Origin of the sequence: Nocardioides conyzicola (assembly GCF_039543825.1) — a bacterium.
GTDB classification, from domain to species: domain Bacteria; phylum Actinomycetota; class Actinomycetes; order Propionibacteriales; family Nocardioidaceae; genus Nocardioides; species Nocardioides conyzicola.
The window spans coordinates 1,193,350-1,207,379 of record NZ_BAABKM010000002.1 but is presented as its reverse complement, the minus strand read 5'-3'; the positions used below and the strand labels follow the sequence as shown (position 1 = coordinate 1,207,379).

Below are 14,030 nucleotides of genomic sequence, written 5' to 3'. Positions count from 1 at the left end.
CCCCACCGAGAACCCGAGGCGGGGACTCGTCGTTCCCCCACCCTAACGGCCGGCGACCAAGCAATAGAGTGTCGGCTCGTCGGTCAACTACCCCACCCGGGCCGGCTGGAAGGTGGAGCAACGTGTCGTTGGTGGGCAGGTTGGGCAGAGCGGCCGGACGGCTGCGCGGGCGGGCCCCGGTCGCGGCGCCGCCCGTCGTCGGCATCGTCGAGCACTTCTCCCACACGCTGTTGACCGGCTGGGTGTCCGTGCCTCCGGGGACGCCGCCCACGCGCATCACGCTGAGGGTCGGCCAGGTCGACGTCTGCTCGACGTACGCCACCCCGGGTGGTGCGATGAGCGGCTCCACGAGCGTCCGCGCCGGCAAGGCGCGCCGACCCGGCCGCGGGGACCCGATGCTGCCGGGCCCGGCGAAGGACCGGCGCAACAGCCGGGCCGAGATCCGTACCTTCTCCTTCCGGCTGCGCGAGATCTGGGACTACTGCGGCCCCGACACCCAGGTGCGCGTCGTCGCCGACGGGCAGCCCCTGCCGATCAACCAGCACGGCATGTTCCTGCGGCCGCGGACCAAGGGCACCCAGACCCCGGCCGACCTGCGCGACAAGCTGGCGAGCGGCTACGTCCTCGGTCAGTGGGGGCGGGTCCAGCTCTCGAAGCGCCTCGACACCGAGTGGCAGGCCGCGGTGCTCGCCCTCTACGAGCGGGTGCGCGCGCTGCTGCGTGCCGATCTCGACTACGACGCGTTCGTGATCTACGGGACGTTGCTCGGCGCGGTCCGCGACGGCGGCTACATCGGCCACGACGTCGACTTCGACGCGGCGTACGTCTCGCGTGCCCGGACCGGCCCCGAGGCGGCCGACGAGCTCGTCCGGATCGCCCTGGCCCTGGTCGCGGACGGGCTCCGCGCCGAGGCCCACCCCGCGTGCCTGCACATCGTCGATCCCGACAACCCCGACCACCGCATCGACCTCTTCCACACCTACTTCGACGCCGACGGGCGGCTGTGCTTCCCCTTCGGGGTCGCCGGCAGCACCGACTTCACCGAGTCGCAGTGGAGCGGCACCGCCGAGATCGACCTGCCGGGCGGCACTGCGCTCGCGCCCCGCGACCCGGAGGCGCTGATCGCCCACCTGTACGGCGCGGACTGGCGGCTGCCCAAGCCCGGCTTCAACTGGGACATCGACCGGACCAGCGCCGCGCTCGACGGCCGCCTCAGCGTCGAGCAGCGGACCAAGGTCTACTGGGCCGACTTCTACGCGCGCACCGAGTACACGACCGGCTCGACGTTCTTCGAGTTCGTCAGCGCCCGGCCCGACACCGCTGGGACCGTCGTCGACATCGGCTGCGGCGACGGGCGCGACTCGTGCGCCTTCGGCACCACCGACCGCCGGGTCCTCGGCCTCGACCAGTCGCCGGTCGGGATCGAGCACGCCCAGAAGCGGGCGGCCGACCTCGGTCTCGACCGGGTCGAGTTCCGCACCTGCGACGTCGCCAGCGTCGACGACCTCGGCGCCGCCCTCGACGTGGTCCGCGACCCGGACGGCGCCCCGGTGCTCTTCTACCTGCGCTTCTTCCTGCACGCCATCCGCGAGGAGGTGCAGGCTGCGCTGCTGGACGCGATCGACGCCCACGCCCGGCCCGGTGACGCGTTCGCCGCGGAGTTCCGCACCGACCAGGACGCGCGCACCACCAAGGTCCACACCCGGCACTACCGGCGCTTCCAGAACGGGCCCGCCTTCGTGGCCGACCTCCGAGGACGCGGCTGGGCGGTCGAGCACGAGGAGGAGGGGACCGGCCTCTCGCCGTACGGCGAGGAGGACCCGGTGCTGATGCGGGTGGTCGCGCACCGCCTGTGACCTACCCCACGTGACGGCTCTGTTTCGGGGAGGTAGCGCGCGGCGTACGCTCACAGCGTCAGCATCGGTAGTCCGGTACCCCACCCGGCTCGCCCCCGAAGTCTGGGAGCGAGTGGTCGGAGGGACTGGAACGAAAGGTCCTAACATGACGCTGCACCCCCGGGCGACCGGACTGCGGGTGGGGGTCGTCGGCGCGGGTCGCGTCGGCGCCGTCCTGGCCGCCGCCCTGCGCGCCGCCGGTCACGAGATCGTGGCCGCCGCGGGCGAGTCCGACGCCTCCCGCACCCGCATCGCGGACCTGCTGCCGGGCGTCCCGACGCTGAAGCCGACCGCGGTCGCGCGCACCTGCGACCTGCTGCTGCTCACCGTCCCCGACGACATGCTGCGCAACGTCGTCACCACCCTGAGCGACGCGGGCGCCATCCGGCCCGGGCAGTACGTCGTGCACACGTCGGGCCGGCACGGCCTCGAGGTGCTCCAGCCGGCCGCCGCCGTCGGCGCGCGAGTGGTCGCGATGCACCCGGCGATGACGTTCACCGGCACCGCGATCGACCTCGAGCGTCTCTCTGCTGAATTCGGGGGAGGCTGCGTCTTCGGCCTGACCGCGGGCGACGCCGAGCGGCCGCTCGCCGAGTCCCTGGTCGCCGACCTCGGCGGCACCCCGATGTGGGTGCCCGAGGAGATGCGGACGCTCTACCACGCCGGTCTCGCGCACGGCGCCAACCACCTCGTCACCCTGGTCACCCAGGCGATGGAGATGCTCGCCGCGGCCGGCGCCGACGACCCTGCCGGCACCCTGCGCCCGCTGCTCACCGCCGCCCTCGACAACGCGCTCGAGCACGGTGACGCCGCCCTGACCGGGCCGATCGTCCGCGGCGACGTCAACACCGTCCGCGCCCACCTCGCCGACATCCGCGCCAACGCGCCGCAGACGCTGACGTCGTACGTCGCCCTCGCCCGCAACACCCTCGACCGTGCGGTCACCGACGGCCGGGTGCTGCCCATCCGCGCCGCTGCCATCCTGCGAGCGCTCGACGCGGCGGAGCGCCCGGTGCGCGCGCCGTCGCACGTACGCCGTCCATGAGCACGCCCGTCGTCGCCACGACCCGCGACGAGCTCTCGGCCCTGCTCGCCGACGCCCGCATCGGCGGGCGCCCGGTCGGCCTGGTGCCCACGATGGGCGCCCTGCACGAAGGCCACGCCAGCCTGATGCAGACGGCACGCGAGCGCGTCGGTGGCGGACCGGTCGTCGTGTCGATCTTCGTCAACCCGCTCCAGTTCGGCGCGGGTGAGGACCTCGACCGCTACCCGCGCACGCTGGAGGACGACCTCAAGATCTGCGAGCGCGAGGGCGTCGACATCGTGTTCGCGCCCGGCGTCGAGGAGGTCTACCCCGGCGGCGACCCGCAGGTGACCGTCAAGCCGGGCCCGCTCGGCAAGGTCCTCGAGGGCAAGACCCGCCCCGGCCACTTCCGCGGCGTCCTCACCGTCGTCGCCAAGCTCTTCGGCCTGGTGCGCCCCGACGTCGCGGTGTTCGGGCAGAAGGACTACCAGCAGCTCGCGCTCATCCGGCGGATGGTGCTCGACCTCAACATGGGCGTCGACGTCGTCGGTGCTGAGACCGTCCGCGAGTACGACGGCCTCGCGCTCTCGAGCCGCAACCGCTACCTCGACGACGAGCAGCGCCAGTACGCGACCGCCCTGAGCCGCACCCTGCGCGCCGCGCAGGAGGGCGCCTACTACGGCGCCGACGTCGCGCTCGCCGCCGCCCGCGCCGAGCTCCGGTCGGCCGACGGCGTCGACCTCGACTACCTCGTCATCACCGACCCGGCACTGGGCGTCCTGCCCGCCGACGTACCCCCGGGCACCGAGGCCCGGATCCTGATCGCCGCCCGGGTCGGCACCACCCGTCTGATCGACAACATGCCGCTGGTGCTCGGTTCCCCCGTGCCGCCGCGGGAAGGAGCGTCCTGATGCTGCGGACGATGATGAAGAGCAAGATCCACCGGGCGACGGTGACCCAGGCCGACCTGCACTATGTCGGGTCGGTGACCGTCGACGAGGACCTCCTCGACGCCGCTGACCTGCTGTCCGGCGAGCTCGTGCACATCGTCGACATCACCAACGGCGCCCGCCTCGAGACCTACACGATCGCCGGCGAGCGCGGCTCCGGCGTGATCGGCATCAACGGTGCCGCGGCCCGGCTGGTGCACCCCGGCGACCTGGTCATCCTGATCGCCTACGGGCAGATGGAGACGGCCGAGGCGCGCGACTTCCAGCCCCACGTGGTGTTCGTCGACGCCGACAACAAGATCCTCGCGACGGGGTTCGACCCGGCCGAGGCGCCCGCTGGCTCCGGCCTGCTCCGCGGCGACCAGCTCGCCGCGCGTTAGATTGCGACAATGCCCGTCGCCTCCGTACGCCGCGTCCCCGGGCGCCTCCTCGCCCCCGAGCCCGGGTGGACCACCACCGCCGACGTCGTCGTCATCGGATCCGGCATCGCCGGGCTGACCGCCGCGCTGCGCCTGCGCCACGAGGTCGGCAAGGTCCTGGTGGTCACCAAGGACGTGCTCGCCGCCGGCTCGACGCAGTGGGCCCAGGGCGGCATCGCCGCCGCCCTCGGCCCGGGTGACACCCCGCACGAGCACGAGGTGGACACCCTGGTCGCCGGCGCGGGCGCCTGCGACCGGGCCGCCGTCGAGGTCCTGGTCACCGAGGGCCCGGACGCCGTACGCGAGCTGATCGCGCTCGGCACCAACTTCGACCACAACCCCGACGGCGAGCTGTCGCTGACCCGCGAGGGCGGCCACCACCGTGACCGGATCGCGCACGCCGGCGGCGACGCCACCGGCGCCGAGATCCAGCGCGCCCTGATCGCCGCTGTCGAGCAGGCGCCCGAGATCGAGGTCATCCAGCACGCGCTGGCCGTCGACCTGCTGCTGGCCGAGGACGGCGGGGTCGCGGGGCTCACCCTGCACGTCATGGGCGAGGGCCAGCGCGACGGCGTCGGCGCGGTGCTGTGCCGCGCGATCGTGCTCGCCAGCGGCGGCCTCGGCCAGGTCTTCGCGCAGACCACCAACCCGTCGGTCTCCACCGGCGACGGGATGGCCGTCGCGCTGCGCGCCGGTGCGGTGCTGCGCGACCTGGAGTTCGTCCAGTTCCACCCCACCGTCATGTACCTCGGCCCCGAGTCCCGCGGCCAGCAGCCGCTGATCTCGGAGGCCGTGCGTGGCGAGGGGGCGTTCCTCGTCGACTTCGAGGGCAACCGCTTCATGCAGGGCGTGCACGAGCTCGCCGACCTCGCGCCGCGCGACGTGGTCGCGAAGGCGATCATGCGCCGGATGCTCGAGACCGGGCAGCCGCACATGTGGCTGGACGCCCGGCACCTGGGCGCGGCGTTCTGGGAGCGCCGCTTCCCGACCATCCTCGCCACCTGCCGCAGCCACGGCGTCGACCCGGTGACCGACCTGATCCCGGTCGCACCGGCGTGTCACTACGCCTCCGGCGGCGTGCGCACCGACCTGTGGGGGCGCAGCAACGTGCCCGGGCTCTACGCGACCGGTGAGGTCGCCTGCTCGGGTGTCCACGGCGCCAATCGGCTGGCCTCCAACTCGCTGCTCGAGGGCCTGGTCTTCTCCCGGCGGATCGCGACCGTGCTGCCCGGCGAGCTCCGCCCGCTGATGCCCCCGGTCGCCGACACGCGGACGGCCGGGCTCGTCCCGGGCGTCGTACGCCGTGAGCTGCAGGAGGCGATGACCTCCCTGGTCGGCGTGCTCCGCACCGCGGACGGGCTGACCGACGCCGTCGCCCTGCTCGACAAGCTCGCGGGCGTCAGCGCCGAGGCGATCGACCAGGAGTCGTGGGAGACCACCAACCTGGTCACGATCAGCCTGGCCCTGGCGGACGCGGCGGCGCTGCGCGAGGAGACGCGCGGCTCGCACTGGCGCGAGGACTTCCCCGAGCGCGACGACGCCGGCTTCGCCGGCCACTTCGACGTGGTGATGAGCGACGGCGCGAGCACGCTGTCGTTCGTCCCCGAACCCGCCACGGACGGTGCGGCGTGACGCCGTACGACGAGGAGCTCCGCGCCGCCGGGCTCGACCCCGACGCCGTACGCGCGCAGGTGCTGGAGGCGCTGGCCGAGGACCTGCCCGGGGGAGACGTCACGTCCGAGGCGACCATCGCCGCCGACGCCCGAGGGGTCGGGGTCTTCGCCGCCCGCGAGGCCGGGGTGGTGGCCGGGCTCGGCGTCGCCGCACTGGTCTTCCACGAGGTCATGGGTGACACCGTCACCGTCTCCGACCGGCTGCCCGACGGCACCCACGTCGAGCCGGGCGACGTCGTGATGCGGGTCGCCGGCCCGACCCGCGGCCTGCTCACGGCCGAGCGCACCGCCCTCAACTACGCCAGCCACCTCTCCGGGGTCGCCACCGCCACGTCGCACTGGGTCGACGCCCTCGCCGGCACCGACGCCCGGGTCCTCGACACCCGCAAGACGCTCCCCACCTACCGCGCCCTGCAGAAGTACGCCGTGCGCTGTGGCGGCGGCGTCAACCACCGGTTCAGCCTCAGCGACCGGGCGATGGTCAAGGACAACCACGTCGTCGCCGCCGGCGGAGTCGTGCCGGCCTACGAGGCCGTGCGCACGGCGTACCCCGACCTCCGTGTCGAGGTCGAGGTCACCGACCTCGACCAGCTGCGCGAGCTGCTCGCCGTGGGCTGCACTGAGATCCTGCTCGACAACATGGACTCGCCGACGATGGCCGAGGCGGTCCGCATCACCGCCGGTCGGGCGACGCTGGAGGCCTCCGGCGGGCTCACCATCGAGCGGGCCCGCGAGGTCGCCGAGACCGGTGTCGACTTCATCTCGGTCGGGGCCCTGACCCATTCCGTCAAGGTCTTCGACCTCGGCCTCGATCTCAGCGAAGGCTGAGCCATGGCCCTGCTCGCCGCTGACATCGGCAACAGCCACACGGTGCTGGGGCTGGTCGTCGACGGCCAGGTCACGGCCGACTGGCGGGTGGCGACCGACGAGCGCCGTACCTCCGACGAGTGGGCGGTGCTCTTGCGTGGGCTGCTCGGTCCGGCGCTCGACGAGGTCGACGGCATCGCCGTGTGCGCCACCGTGCCCGCGGTGCTGCACGAGTGGCGGCAGATGCTCGCGAAGGCGTTCGCCGAGGTGCCCCACCTGGTGGTCGAGCCCGGGGTCCGCACCGGCATCCCGGTGCTGATGGACAACCCGCGCGAGGTCGGCACCGACCGGATCATCAACGCGCTCGCCGCGGTCCACGAGTACGGCGGCCCGGCCATCGTGGTCGACTTCGGCGGGACCGCCACCACCTTCGACGTGATCTCAGGAATTGGCCAGTACGTCGGCGGTGCGATCACGCCCGGTATCGAGATCTCGCTCGAGGCACTCGGTCGTCGCGGCGCGCAGCTGCGCAAAGTCGAATTGCTCCGGCCGCGCTCGGTGATCGCGAAGAACACCGTGGAGGCACTCCAGGCCGGAATGGTTTTCGGCGTCGCGAGCCAGGTCGAGGGAATTGTGTCCCGGATGATCGACGAGCTCGGTGCCCGGACCGCCGACGTCCAGGTGATCGCCACCGGCTACCTGGCGCCGCTGGTGCTCGACGAGTGCCGCAGCTTCACCCAGCACGACCCGTGGCTGACGTTGCGCGGGCTCGAGCTGGTGTTCTCCCGGAACCGCTGAGACCCGGGCTTCTCCACAAGCCTCGGTCAGCGCCTGTTTCCACTCGCCGGTGACGGTGAGGCTCCCCCGAGTGACCTCGGAGGTGGACATGCGGGTGTGGGCGGTGGTGGTGGCAGGCGTCCTGGGCCTGGGCGTGCTGGGCTGCTCGGACCTGCAGGAGGAGCACACCTGCCCCGGGGCGACCTGCACCGCGGCGCTGCAGGGCGTCGTCGACGACGTCGCGGCCCTCGACGGCGTGACGCGGGTCGACCGGGTGAGCTGGTCGACGGGGCTCGACAACGGCGTGTGGGGCCGCATCGAGGTGCAGGCGCGCGTCGACGGTGTCCCGGCGGCCCGGCGGGTCGCCCGCCGGGCGGCGTCGCTCTACCGCTCCGGTGAGGACGAGGAGGTTTTCGGGCTGGTCCTGGTCGTGCGGGTCTGGAAACCACCCATGGAATTCGGTGCGACCATTCGCTACCAATTCGTCGACGATGCCCGGATCGGACGCGGACTTCGAAAAGTCGGATAACGCGTGGCATGATGAATCCACAATTCCGCTTCCACGAATGAGGTTTTCCGAAATGGCCCAGAAGGTCAGCATTGTTCTCGTCGACGACCTTGACGGAAGCGAGGCGACGGAGACCGTTTCCTTCGGTCTCGACGGCACGTCCTACGAGATCGACCTCAACGACAAGAACGCCGCCAAGCTGCGCGACGCCCTCGCCGGCTACGTCGGCCACGGTCGCAAGGTCGGCTCCGCCCCGCGTCGTGGACGCAAGGCGGCCGCGAGCACCGGTGGCACCAGCGCCAAGGAGATCCGCGACTGGGCGCGCAGCAACGGCTACGACGTCCCCGAGCGCGGCCGCGTCTCGGCCGACGTGCGCGCGGCGTACGAAGCCGCCAACTGACCCGTCGTTGGCGACCGGGTCAGCGGCCCGTGACCAGCAGCTGGAAGTCGTTGTCGACCGACGCGAAGCTGCCGTTGTACATGTAGACGTCGAAGGTGATGCCGGACGCGAACTGGTTGGTCACGGCGATCCGCACGTTCGCGGCCCCCGTCGGCGGCACGTTGCCGGCGGCCTCGTCCACCTCCGGCGTCACCGCAGGGATCAGGGTGAAGCCGCTGAGCAGCGAGGTGTTCAGCACCACGTGGTAGTGCCCGGTGCCGACCTTGGTGATCGCGCTGACGTTGAAGTTCGAGTCCAGGGTGCCGGCCGCGGTGACCCGGGCCCACGCGACGACGGCGTTGTCGCGGAAGCGGGTGCCGATCGGCACCGTCGCGGCGTTGCCGGCGTCGTTCGCGAGGAGCATGCCGTTCGCAGCCCGGATCGCGAACTGGTTGTCGGCGGTCGAGGAGAAGTTGGCGGCGGTGCTGTCGGCCCACACGAACGACCCGGTGTTGGTCGCCTGCGCCCGCCGGCCGAGGGCCAGGCTGAAGGCGCCGGCCGTGCTCCCGGTGCCGCCCGCGGTGCTGAAGTCGCCGGGGAGGACGCCCGGCAGGGCGAGCGCCTTCTGGGCCGTGTCCGCGGTCTGGGCGGAGTCCGCCGTCTGGGCGCTCACCGCCGACGGCGCGACCGCGGAGCCGGCGAAGCTGCCAGTGGTGACCGACCCGGGGGCCAGGTCGCCGGCACCGATGGAGCCGTCCTTCACGTCGGCGCCGGTGAGGGAGCCGTTCTTGATGTCGGCGCCGGCCAGTGACGAGTTCTTCACCTGCTTGCCGGTGACGGTGGACTTCTTGATGTTCGCGCCGTTGATCTTCTCGGCGGCCCACGCAGGGCCGCCCATGGCGATGAAGAGCGCGAACAGTGCGACGACCAGCGCGAGGTAGTTCGAGGTGCGTTTCAACATGGTGGTTCCCCTGCCCGTGTGACGGGCTCTGGGCGATCCCGCCGGTGATCGCAACGTAGGCGCCCGAGTTCGGGCGGCGCCTGACGCAGATGGGCTAGGCGTGGAGTCACCTCGACGGGCCACGGGGAGGTGGCCTGTCTGGACGTGTTCGCTCTCAGCGGACTGCGTTGGCCCTCGCGGGGGAACGCGTAGGCTGTCAGCGGGGTTAGTTGTCTCGTACCCTCCCTCCGATGCCGGCGGGGAGGGCCCCACGAAGCTTCAGGAGCGATGCGCATGTTCGAGCGGTTCACAGACCGAGCCCGACGAGTTGTCGTGCTGGCCCAAGAAGAGGCCCGCATGCTCTCCCACAACTACATCGGCACCGAGCACATCCTGCTCGGCCTCATCCACGAGGGTGAGGGCGTGGCCGCGAAGGCGCTCGAGTCCCTCGACATCTCGCTCGAGGCCGTCCGCGCCCAGGTCGAGGAGATCATCGGCCAGGGCCAGCAGGCCCCCAGCGGCCACATCCCCTTCACCCCGCGCGCCAAGAAGGTGCTCGAGCTGTCCCTGCGCGAGGCGCTCCAGCTCGGCCACTCCTATATCGGCACCGAGCACATCCTGCTCGGCCTGATCCGCGAGGGCGAGGGTGTCGCCGCCCAGGTGCTGCAGAAGCTCGGCGCCGACCTCAACCGGGTCCGCCAGCAGGTCATCCAGCTGCTCTCGGGCTTCCAGGGCAAGGAGGCGTCCGGCGCGGGCGCCGCTCCCGGCGGCTCGACCAGCGACGCCCCGTCGTCGTCGCTCGTGCTGGACCAGTTCGGTCGCAACCTGACCCAGGACGCCCGCGAGGGCAAGCTCGACCCGGTCATCGGTCGCGAGCAGGAGATCGAGCGGGTCATGCAGATCCTCTCGCGGCGTACGAAGAACAACCCGGTCCTGATCGGCGAGCCCGGCGTCGGCAAGACGACGATCGTCGAGGGCCTGGCCCAGGACATCGTCAAGGGCAACGTCCCGGAGACGCTCAAGGACAAGCAGATCTACACGCTCGACCTCGGTGCCCTGGTGGCCGGGTCGCGCTACCGCGGTGACTTCGAGGAGCGCCTGAAGAAGGTGCTCAAGGAGATCCGCACCCGCGGCGACATCGTGCTGTTCATCGACGAGATCCACACCCTCGTCGGTGCCGGTGCGGCCGAGGGCGCGATCGACGCCGCCAGCATCCTCAAGCCGATGCTGGCCCGCGGCGAGCTGCAGACCATCGGCGCGACCACGCTCGACGAGTACCGCAAGTACCTCGAGAAGGACGCCGCCCTCGAGCGCCGCTTCCAGCCGATCCAGGTCGCCGAGCCGTCGATCGCCCACACGATCGAGATGCTCAAGGGCCTGCGCGACCGCTACGAGGCACACCACCGCGTGACGATCACCGACGAGGCGCTGGTCTCGGCCGCGACGCTCGCCGACCGCTACATCTCCGACCGGTTCCTGCCGGACAAGGCCATCGACCTGATCGACGAGGCCGGCTCGCGCCTGCGGATCCGCCGGATGACGGCGCCCGCGGACCTGCGCGAGTACGACGACAAGATCGGCGAGGTGCGCCAGCGCAAGGAGGCCGCGATCGACGGCCAGGACTTCGAGGCCGCCGCCCGTCTGCGCGACGAGGAGAAGCAGCTCATCCTGAAGAAGTCCGAGCGCGAGAAGCAGTGGCGCGCGGGCGACATGGACGAGGTGGCCGAGGTCGACGAGGAGCTCATCGCCGAGGTGCTCGCCGTCGCGACCGGCATCCCGATCGTGAAGCTCTCCGAGGAGGAGTCGACCCGGCTGCTCAACATGGAGGACGAGCTCCACAAGCGCGTCATCGGGCAGGACGAGGCCGTCAAGGCGATCTCCCGCGCGATCCGCCGTACCCGTGCCGGCATGAAGGACCCGAAGCGCCCCGGCGGTTCGTTCATCTTCGCCGGCCCGTCGGGTGTCGGTAAGACCTGGCTGTCCAAGACGCTCGCCGAGTTCCTGTTCGGCGACGAGGACTCCCTGATCCAGCTCGACATGTCGGAGTTCGGCGAGAAGCACACGGTCTCGCGGCTCTTCGGCTCGCCTCCCGGCTACGTCGGCTACGAAGAGGGTGGCCAGCTCACCGAGAAGGTGCGCCGCAAGCCGTTCTCCGTCGTGCTCTTCGACGAGGTCGAGAAGGCGCACCCGGACATCTTCAACAGCCTGCTGCAGATCCTCGAGGAAGGTCGCCTGACCGACTCGCAGGGCCGGGTGGTCGACTTCAAGAACACCGTCATCATCATGACGACCAACCTCGGCACCCGGGACATCTCGAAGGGCGTCAACCTCGGCTTCCAGCAGGGTGGCGACGCGGGCTCCTACGACCGGATGAAGGCGAAGGTGTCGGAGGAGCTCAAGCAGCACTTCCGGCCCGAGTTCCTCAACCGTGTCGACGAGATCATCGTGTTCCCGCCGCTCACGCAGGAGCAGATCGTCCACATGGTCGACAACATGATCGCCGGCGTCGAGCTGCGGCTCCGCGACCGCGACATGAAGCTCGAGCTGACGCAGGCGGCCAAGAACCTCCTGGCGACGCGCGGCTTCGATCCGGTGCTCGGCGCCCGTCCGCTGCGGCGCACGATCCAGCGCGAGATCGAGGACGTCCTCTCCGAGAAGATGCTCTTCGGCGAGGTCGGCCCCGGCCAGATCGTGCTGGTCGACGTCGACGGCGAGGGCCCGGAGGCGAAGTTCACCTTCGACGGCCAGAAGATCGGCGAGCTGCCCGACCTGCCGCCGTTCGAGACCGCCGAGGTCGCGTCGTCCGACGTGGCTCCGATCGAGGGCCCGGACGACAGCGACAGCGCCACGGACGTCCCCCGCGAGCTCTGACCCACGCCGAGTCGGCGCCAGATTGCAGCAATCTGGCGCCGACTCGGCATTTCAGGGGAGCGCGTAGGCGTCCGGGCCGGCCGCGACGACGAGCCGGTCCTCGACCAGCGACGCCAGGCAGCGGGTCCGCTGGGTCTCGTCGGCCCAGGCCAGGTCGAGCGTCGAGCGGTGGACGGGACCGTCGCTGTCCCGTAGCGCGGCGAGCAGCCGGCCGCGGCACTGCCGGTCGGTGCCGGCCCAGGTCTGCACCTTGCGCGCCGGCCCGTCGTACGCCGGGTGGCCGGCGGCGCGCCAGGCGCACAGCTCGGCGAGCGGGCAGTCGCCGCAGCGCGGATTCGACGCCGTGCAGACGAGGGCGCCGAGCTCCATGACGGCGACGGCCCAGGTGGCTGCGGTGGCGTCGTCGTCGGGCAGCAACCCGGTCGCGACCTCCCGCTCGGCCCGCGTGACCGCCGCCGAGGGGAACTCCACGCCCTGGACCGCCCGGGCGAAGACCCGGCGCACGTTGGTGTCGAGGACGACGTGGCGCCGGCCGTAGGCGAAGCTCGCGATCGCCGCCGCGGTGTAGTCGCCGACTCCCGGGAGCGCGAGCAGGTCGGCGTACGCCGACGGGACCTGGTTGCCGTGCTGCTCGGCGATCACGGTGGCGGCGGCGTGCAGGCGCAGGGCCCGCCGCGGGTAGCCGAGCCGGCCCCACGCGCGCACCGCCTCGCCGGTCGGCTCGGCGGCCAGGTCGGCCGGCGTCGGCCAGCGCCGCAGCCACGCCTCGTGGACGGGCAGCACCCGGGCGACCGGCGTCTGCTGGAGCATGAACTCCGAGACCATGACCGACCAGGCCGAGGCGCCCGCGCCACGCCAGGGCAGCTCGCGGGCGTGGTCGTCGTACCACTGCAGCACGGGTTCGTGGAGCTCGCTCATGTCACGGCATTGTCTCCTGGCGTCGTCCCCGGAGTGGCACCGCCGTCGGTCGCCGCGAACTGACTAGCGTGAGTTCATGCCCGCTCTGACCCAAGGACCCCTGCCTCCTCGGGTCTACTGGGTACGCCGGCTCATGGTGCTCGGCACCGCCGTGCTCCTGGTGATCGCGATCGCCCACCTGCTCGGCAACGGGAGCGACGCGTCCTCCACGGGCGGCGACGACGCGGCCCGGCTGTCCGCGGACAGCCCGTCGTCCTCGCTGCCGACCGACGACCCGACGCCGCCGACGTCGACCACGACGACGAAGGTCAAGCCGGGCAAGAGCCCGACGACCAGCGAGGCGCCCGTGCTCGCGGAGCCCGAGGGCGAGTGCGTCGGCTCGGACATCGCGGTCACCCCGAAGGTCCAGAACGCCATCGCCGGCCGCGACGTGATGATCGTGCTGCAGCTGCGCACGATGGAGTCGCCGGCCTGCACGTGGCGGGTGGCGCCGGAGACGCTCACCGTGTCCATCACGTCCGGCAAGGACGCGATCTGGAACAGCCGGACCTGCCACCGGGCGATCGCGCGGCGCGACGTCGTCGTACGTCACGACGTGACGACCGAGATCGGGGTCGTCTGGAAGCAGGCCAAGCGCGCCGACGCCGAGTGCTCCGTGCGCGGCGACTGGGCCTATCCCGGCTTCTACCACGTCACCGCCTCGGCGCTCGGTGGAGAGCCGTCGGACGTGCAGTTCGAGCTGACCACGCCCGTGGCCGCGACCGTCACCGTGACGTCCACGCCGAAGCCGTCGAAGACGCCCAGCGGCAAGCCCGGCAAGAAGTCGAGCGACGAGCCGACCGGTGAGCCCACCGGCTCTTCCGACTGAA

13 protein-coding genes are annotated in these 14,030 nt (G+C 71.8%); 11 read left to right on the top strand and 2 right to left on the bottom strand.

Translation table 11 applies throughout. The annotated features are described in order from the left end of the window. Window positions 1-140: 140 nt before the first annotated feature. The 9 genes from ABEA34_RS08960 to ABEA34_RS08920 all read left to right on the top strand — a co-directional run bounded on the left by ABEA34_RS08960 (window position 141) and on the right by ABEA34_RS08920 (window position 8,453). Entirely contained in the window at window positions 141-1,856 is a 1,716-nt protein-coding gene (locus tag ABEA34_RS08960; RefSeq protein WP_345520903.1) for a class I SAM-dependent methyltransferase, read from the top strand. Window positions 1,857-2,001: 145 nt separating this feature from the next. Then, a complete protein-coding gene (locus tag ABEA34_RS08955; protein WP_345520902.1) occupies window positions 2,002-2,940 on the top strand; it encodes a Rossmann-like and DUF2520 domain-containing protein in 939 nt (312 codons plus the stop codon). Then, the gene (gene panC / locus ABEA34_RS08950) at window positions 2,937-3,830 is read left to right on the top strand and encodes a pantoate--beta-alanine ligase (RefSeq protein WP_345520901.1); all 894 of its coding nucleotides are present in this window, start codon (window positions 2,937-2,939) and stop codon (window positions 3,828-3,830) included. The genes ABEA34_RS08955 and panC overlap by 4 nt, the downstream gene beginning before the upstream one ends. Next, the gene (gene panD / locus ABEA34_RS08945) at window positions 3,830-4,249 is read left to right on the top strand and encodes an aspartate 1-decarboxylase (RefSeq protein WP_345520900.1); all 420 of its coding nucleotides are present in this window, start codon (window positions 3,830-3,832) and stop codon (window positions 4,247-4,249) included. Before panC ends, panD begins: the two co-directional genes overlap by 1 nt. A gap of 9 nt (window positions 4,250-4,258) precedes the next feature. Beyond that, entirely contained in the window at window positions 4,259-5,920 is a 1,662-nt protein-coding gene (locus ABEA34_RS08940; protein ID WP_345520899.1) for an L-aspartate oxidase, read from the top strand. Further along, window positions 5,917-6,789, top strand: coding sequence for a carboxylating nicotinate-nucleotide diphosphorylase (gene nadC, locus ABEA34_RS08935; protein ID WP_345520898.1), 873 nt, complete (start codon window positions 5,917-5,919; stop codon window positions 6,787-6,789). Before ABEA34_RS08940 ends, nadC begins: the two co-directional genes overlap by 4 nt. 3 nt (window positions 6,790-6,792) lie before the next feature. Next, window positions 6,793-7,566 carry a type III pantothenate kinase gene (locus ABEA34_RS08930; protein ID WP_345520897.1) on the top strand — a complete coding sequence of 258 codons (774 nt, stop codon included), beginning with the start codon at window positions 6,793-6,795 and terminating at the stop codon, window positions 7,564-7,566. A gap of 70 nt (window positions 7,567-7,636) precedes the next feature. Then, window positions 7,637-8,074: a hypothetical protein gene (locus ABEA34_RS08925; RefSeq protein WP_345520896.1), complete on the top strand. Its 438-nt coding sequence runs from the start codon at window positions 7,637-7,639 to the stop codon at window positions 8,072-8,074. 52 nt (window positions 8,075-8,126) lie between these two features. Then, a complete protein-coding gene (locus ABEA34_RS08920; protein WP_345520895.1) occupies window positions 8,127-8,453 on the top strand; it encodes a histone-like nucleoid-structuring protein Lsr2 in 327 nt (108 codons plus the stop codon). A 19-nt stretch (window positions 8,454-8,472) separates the two neighbouring features. Here the strand turns inward: ABEA34_RS08920 and ABEA34_RS08915 are convergent, their stop codons facing one another. Further along, a complete protein-coding gene (locus ABEA34_RS08915) occupies window positions 8,473-9,393 on the bottom strand; it encodes a hypothetical protein (protein ID WP_345520894.1) in 921 nt (306 codons plus the stop codon). A gap of 273 nt (window positions 9,394-9,666) precedes the next feature. Between ABEA34_RS08915 and ABEA34_RS08910 the strand changes: the two genes are divergently transcribed. Then, window positions 9,667-12,243: an ATP-dependent Clp protease ATP-binding subunit gene (locus ABEA34_RS08910; RefSeq protein ID WP_345520893.1), complete on the top strand. Its 2,577-nt coding sequence runs from the start codon at window positions 9,667-9,669 to the stop codon at window positions 12,241-12,243. A gap of 51 nt (window positions 12,244-12,294) precedes the next feature. Here the strand turns inward: ABEA34_RS08910 and ABEA34_RS08905 are convergent, their stop codons facing one another. Further along, a complete protein-coding gene (locus ABEA34_RS08905) occupies window positions 12,295-13,161 on the bottom strand; it encodes an HhH-GPD family protein (RefSeq protein WP_345520892.1) in 867 nt (288 codons plus the stop codon). Between the two features lie 76 nt (window positions 13,162-13,237). Between ABEA34_RS08905 and ABEA34_RS08900 the strand changes: the two genes are divergently transcribed. Continuing rightward, window positions 13,238-14,029 carry a hypothetical protein gene (locus tag ABEA34_RS08900; protein ID WP_345520891.1) on the top strand — a complete coding sequence of 264 codons (792 nt, stop codon included), beginning with the start codon at window positions 13,238-13,240 and terminating at the stop codon, window positions 14,027-14,029. Window position 14,030: the final 1 nt, after the last annotated feature.

Coding starts and splice junctions, on each gene's coding strand:
- ABEA34_RS08955 (WP_345520902.1), top strand. CDS start 2,002: ATGACGCTGCACCCCCGGGCGACCGGACTGCGGGTGGGGGTCGTCGGC.
- panC (WP_345520901.1), top strand. CDS start 2,937: ATGAGCACGCCCGTCGTCGCCACGACCCGCGACGAGCTCTCGGCCCTG.
- panD (WP_345520900.1), top strand. CDS start 3,830: ATGCTGCGGACGATGATGAAGAGCAAGATCCACCGGGCGACGGTGACC.
- ABEA34_RS08940 (WP_345520899.1), top strand. CDS start 4,259: ATGCCCGTCGCCTCCGTACGCCGCGTCCCCGGGCGCCTCCTCGCCCCC.
- ABEA34_RS08930 (WP_345520897.1), top strand. CDS start 6,793: ATGGCCCTGCTCGCCGCTGACATCGGCAACAGCCACACGGTGCTGGGG.
- ABEA34_RS08920 (WP_345520895.1), top strand. CDS start 8,127: ATGGCCCAGAAGGTCAGCATTGTTCTCGTCGACGACCTTGACGGAAGC.
- ABEA34_RS08915 (WP_345520894.1), bottom strand. CDS start 9,393: ATGTTGAAACGCACCTCGAACTACCTCGCGCTGGTCGTCGCACTGTTC.
- ABEA34_RS08910 (WP_345520893.1), top strand. CDS start 9,667: ATGTTCGAGCGGTTCACAGACCGAGCCCGACGAGTTGTCGTGCTGGCC.
- ABEA34_RS08905 (WP_345520892.1), bottom strand. CDS start 13,161: ATGAGCGAGCTCCACGAACCCGTGCTGCAGTGGTACGACGACCACGCC.
- ABEA34_RS08900 (WP_345520891.1), top strand. CDS start 13,238: ATGCCCGCTCTGACCCAAGGACCCCTGCCTCCTCGGGTCTACTGGGTA.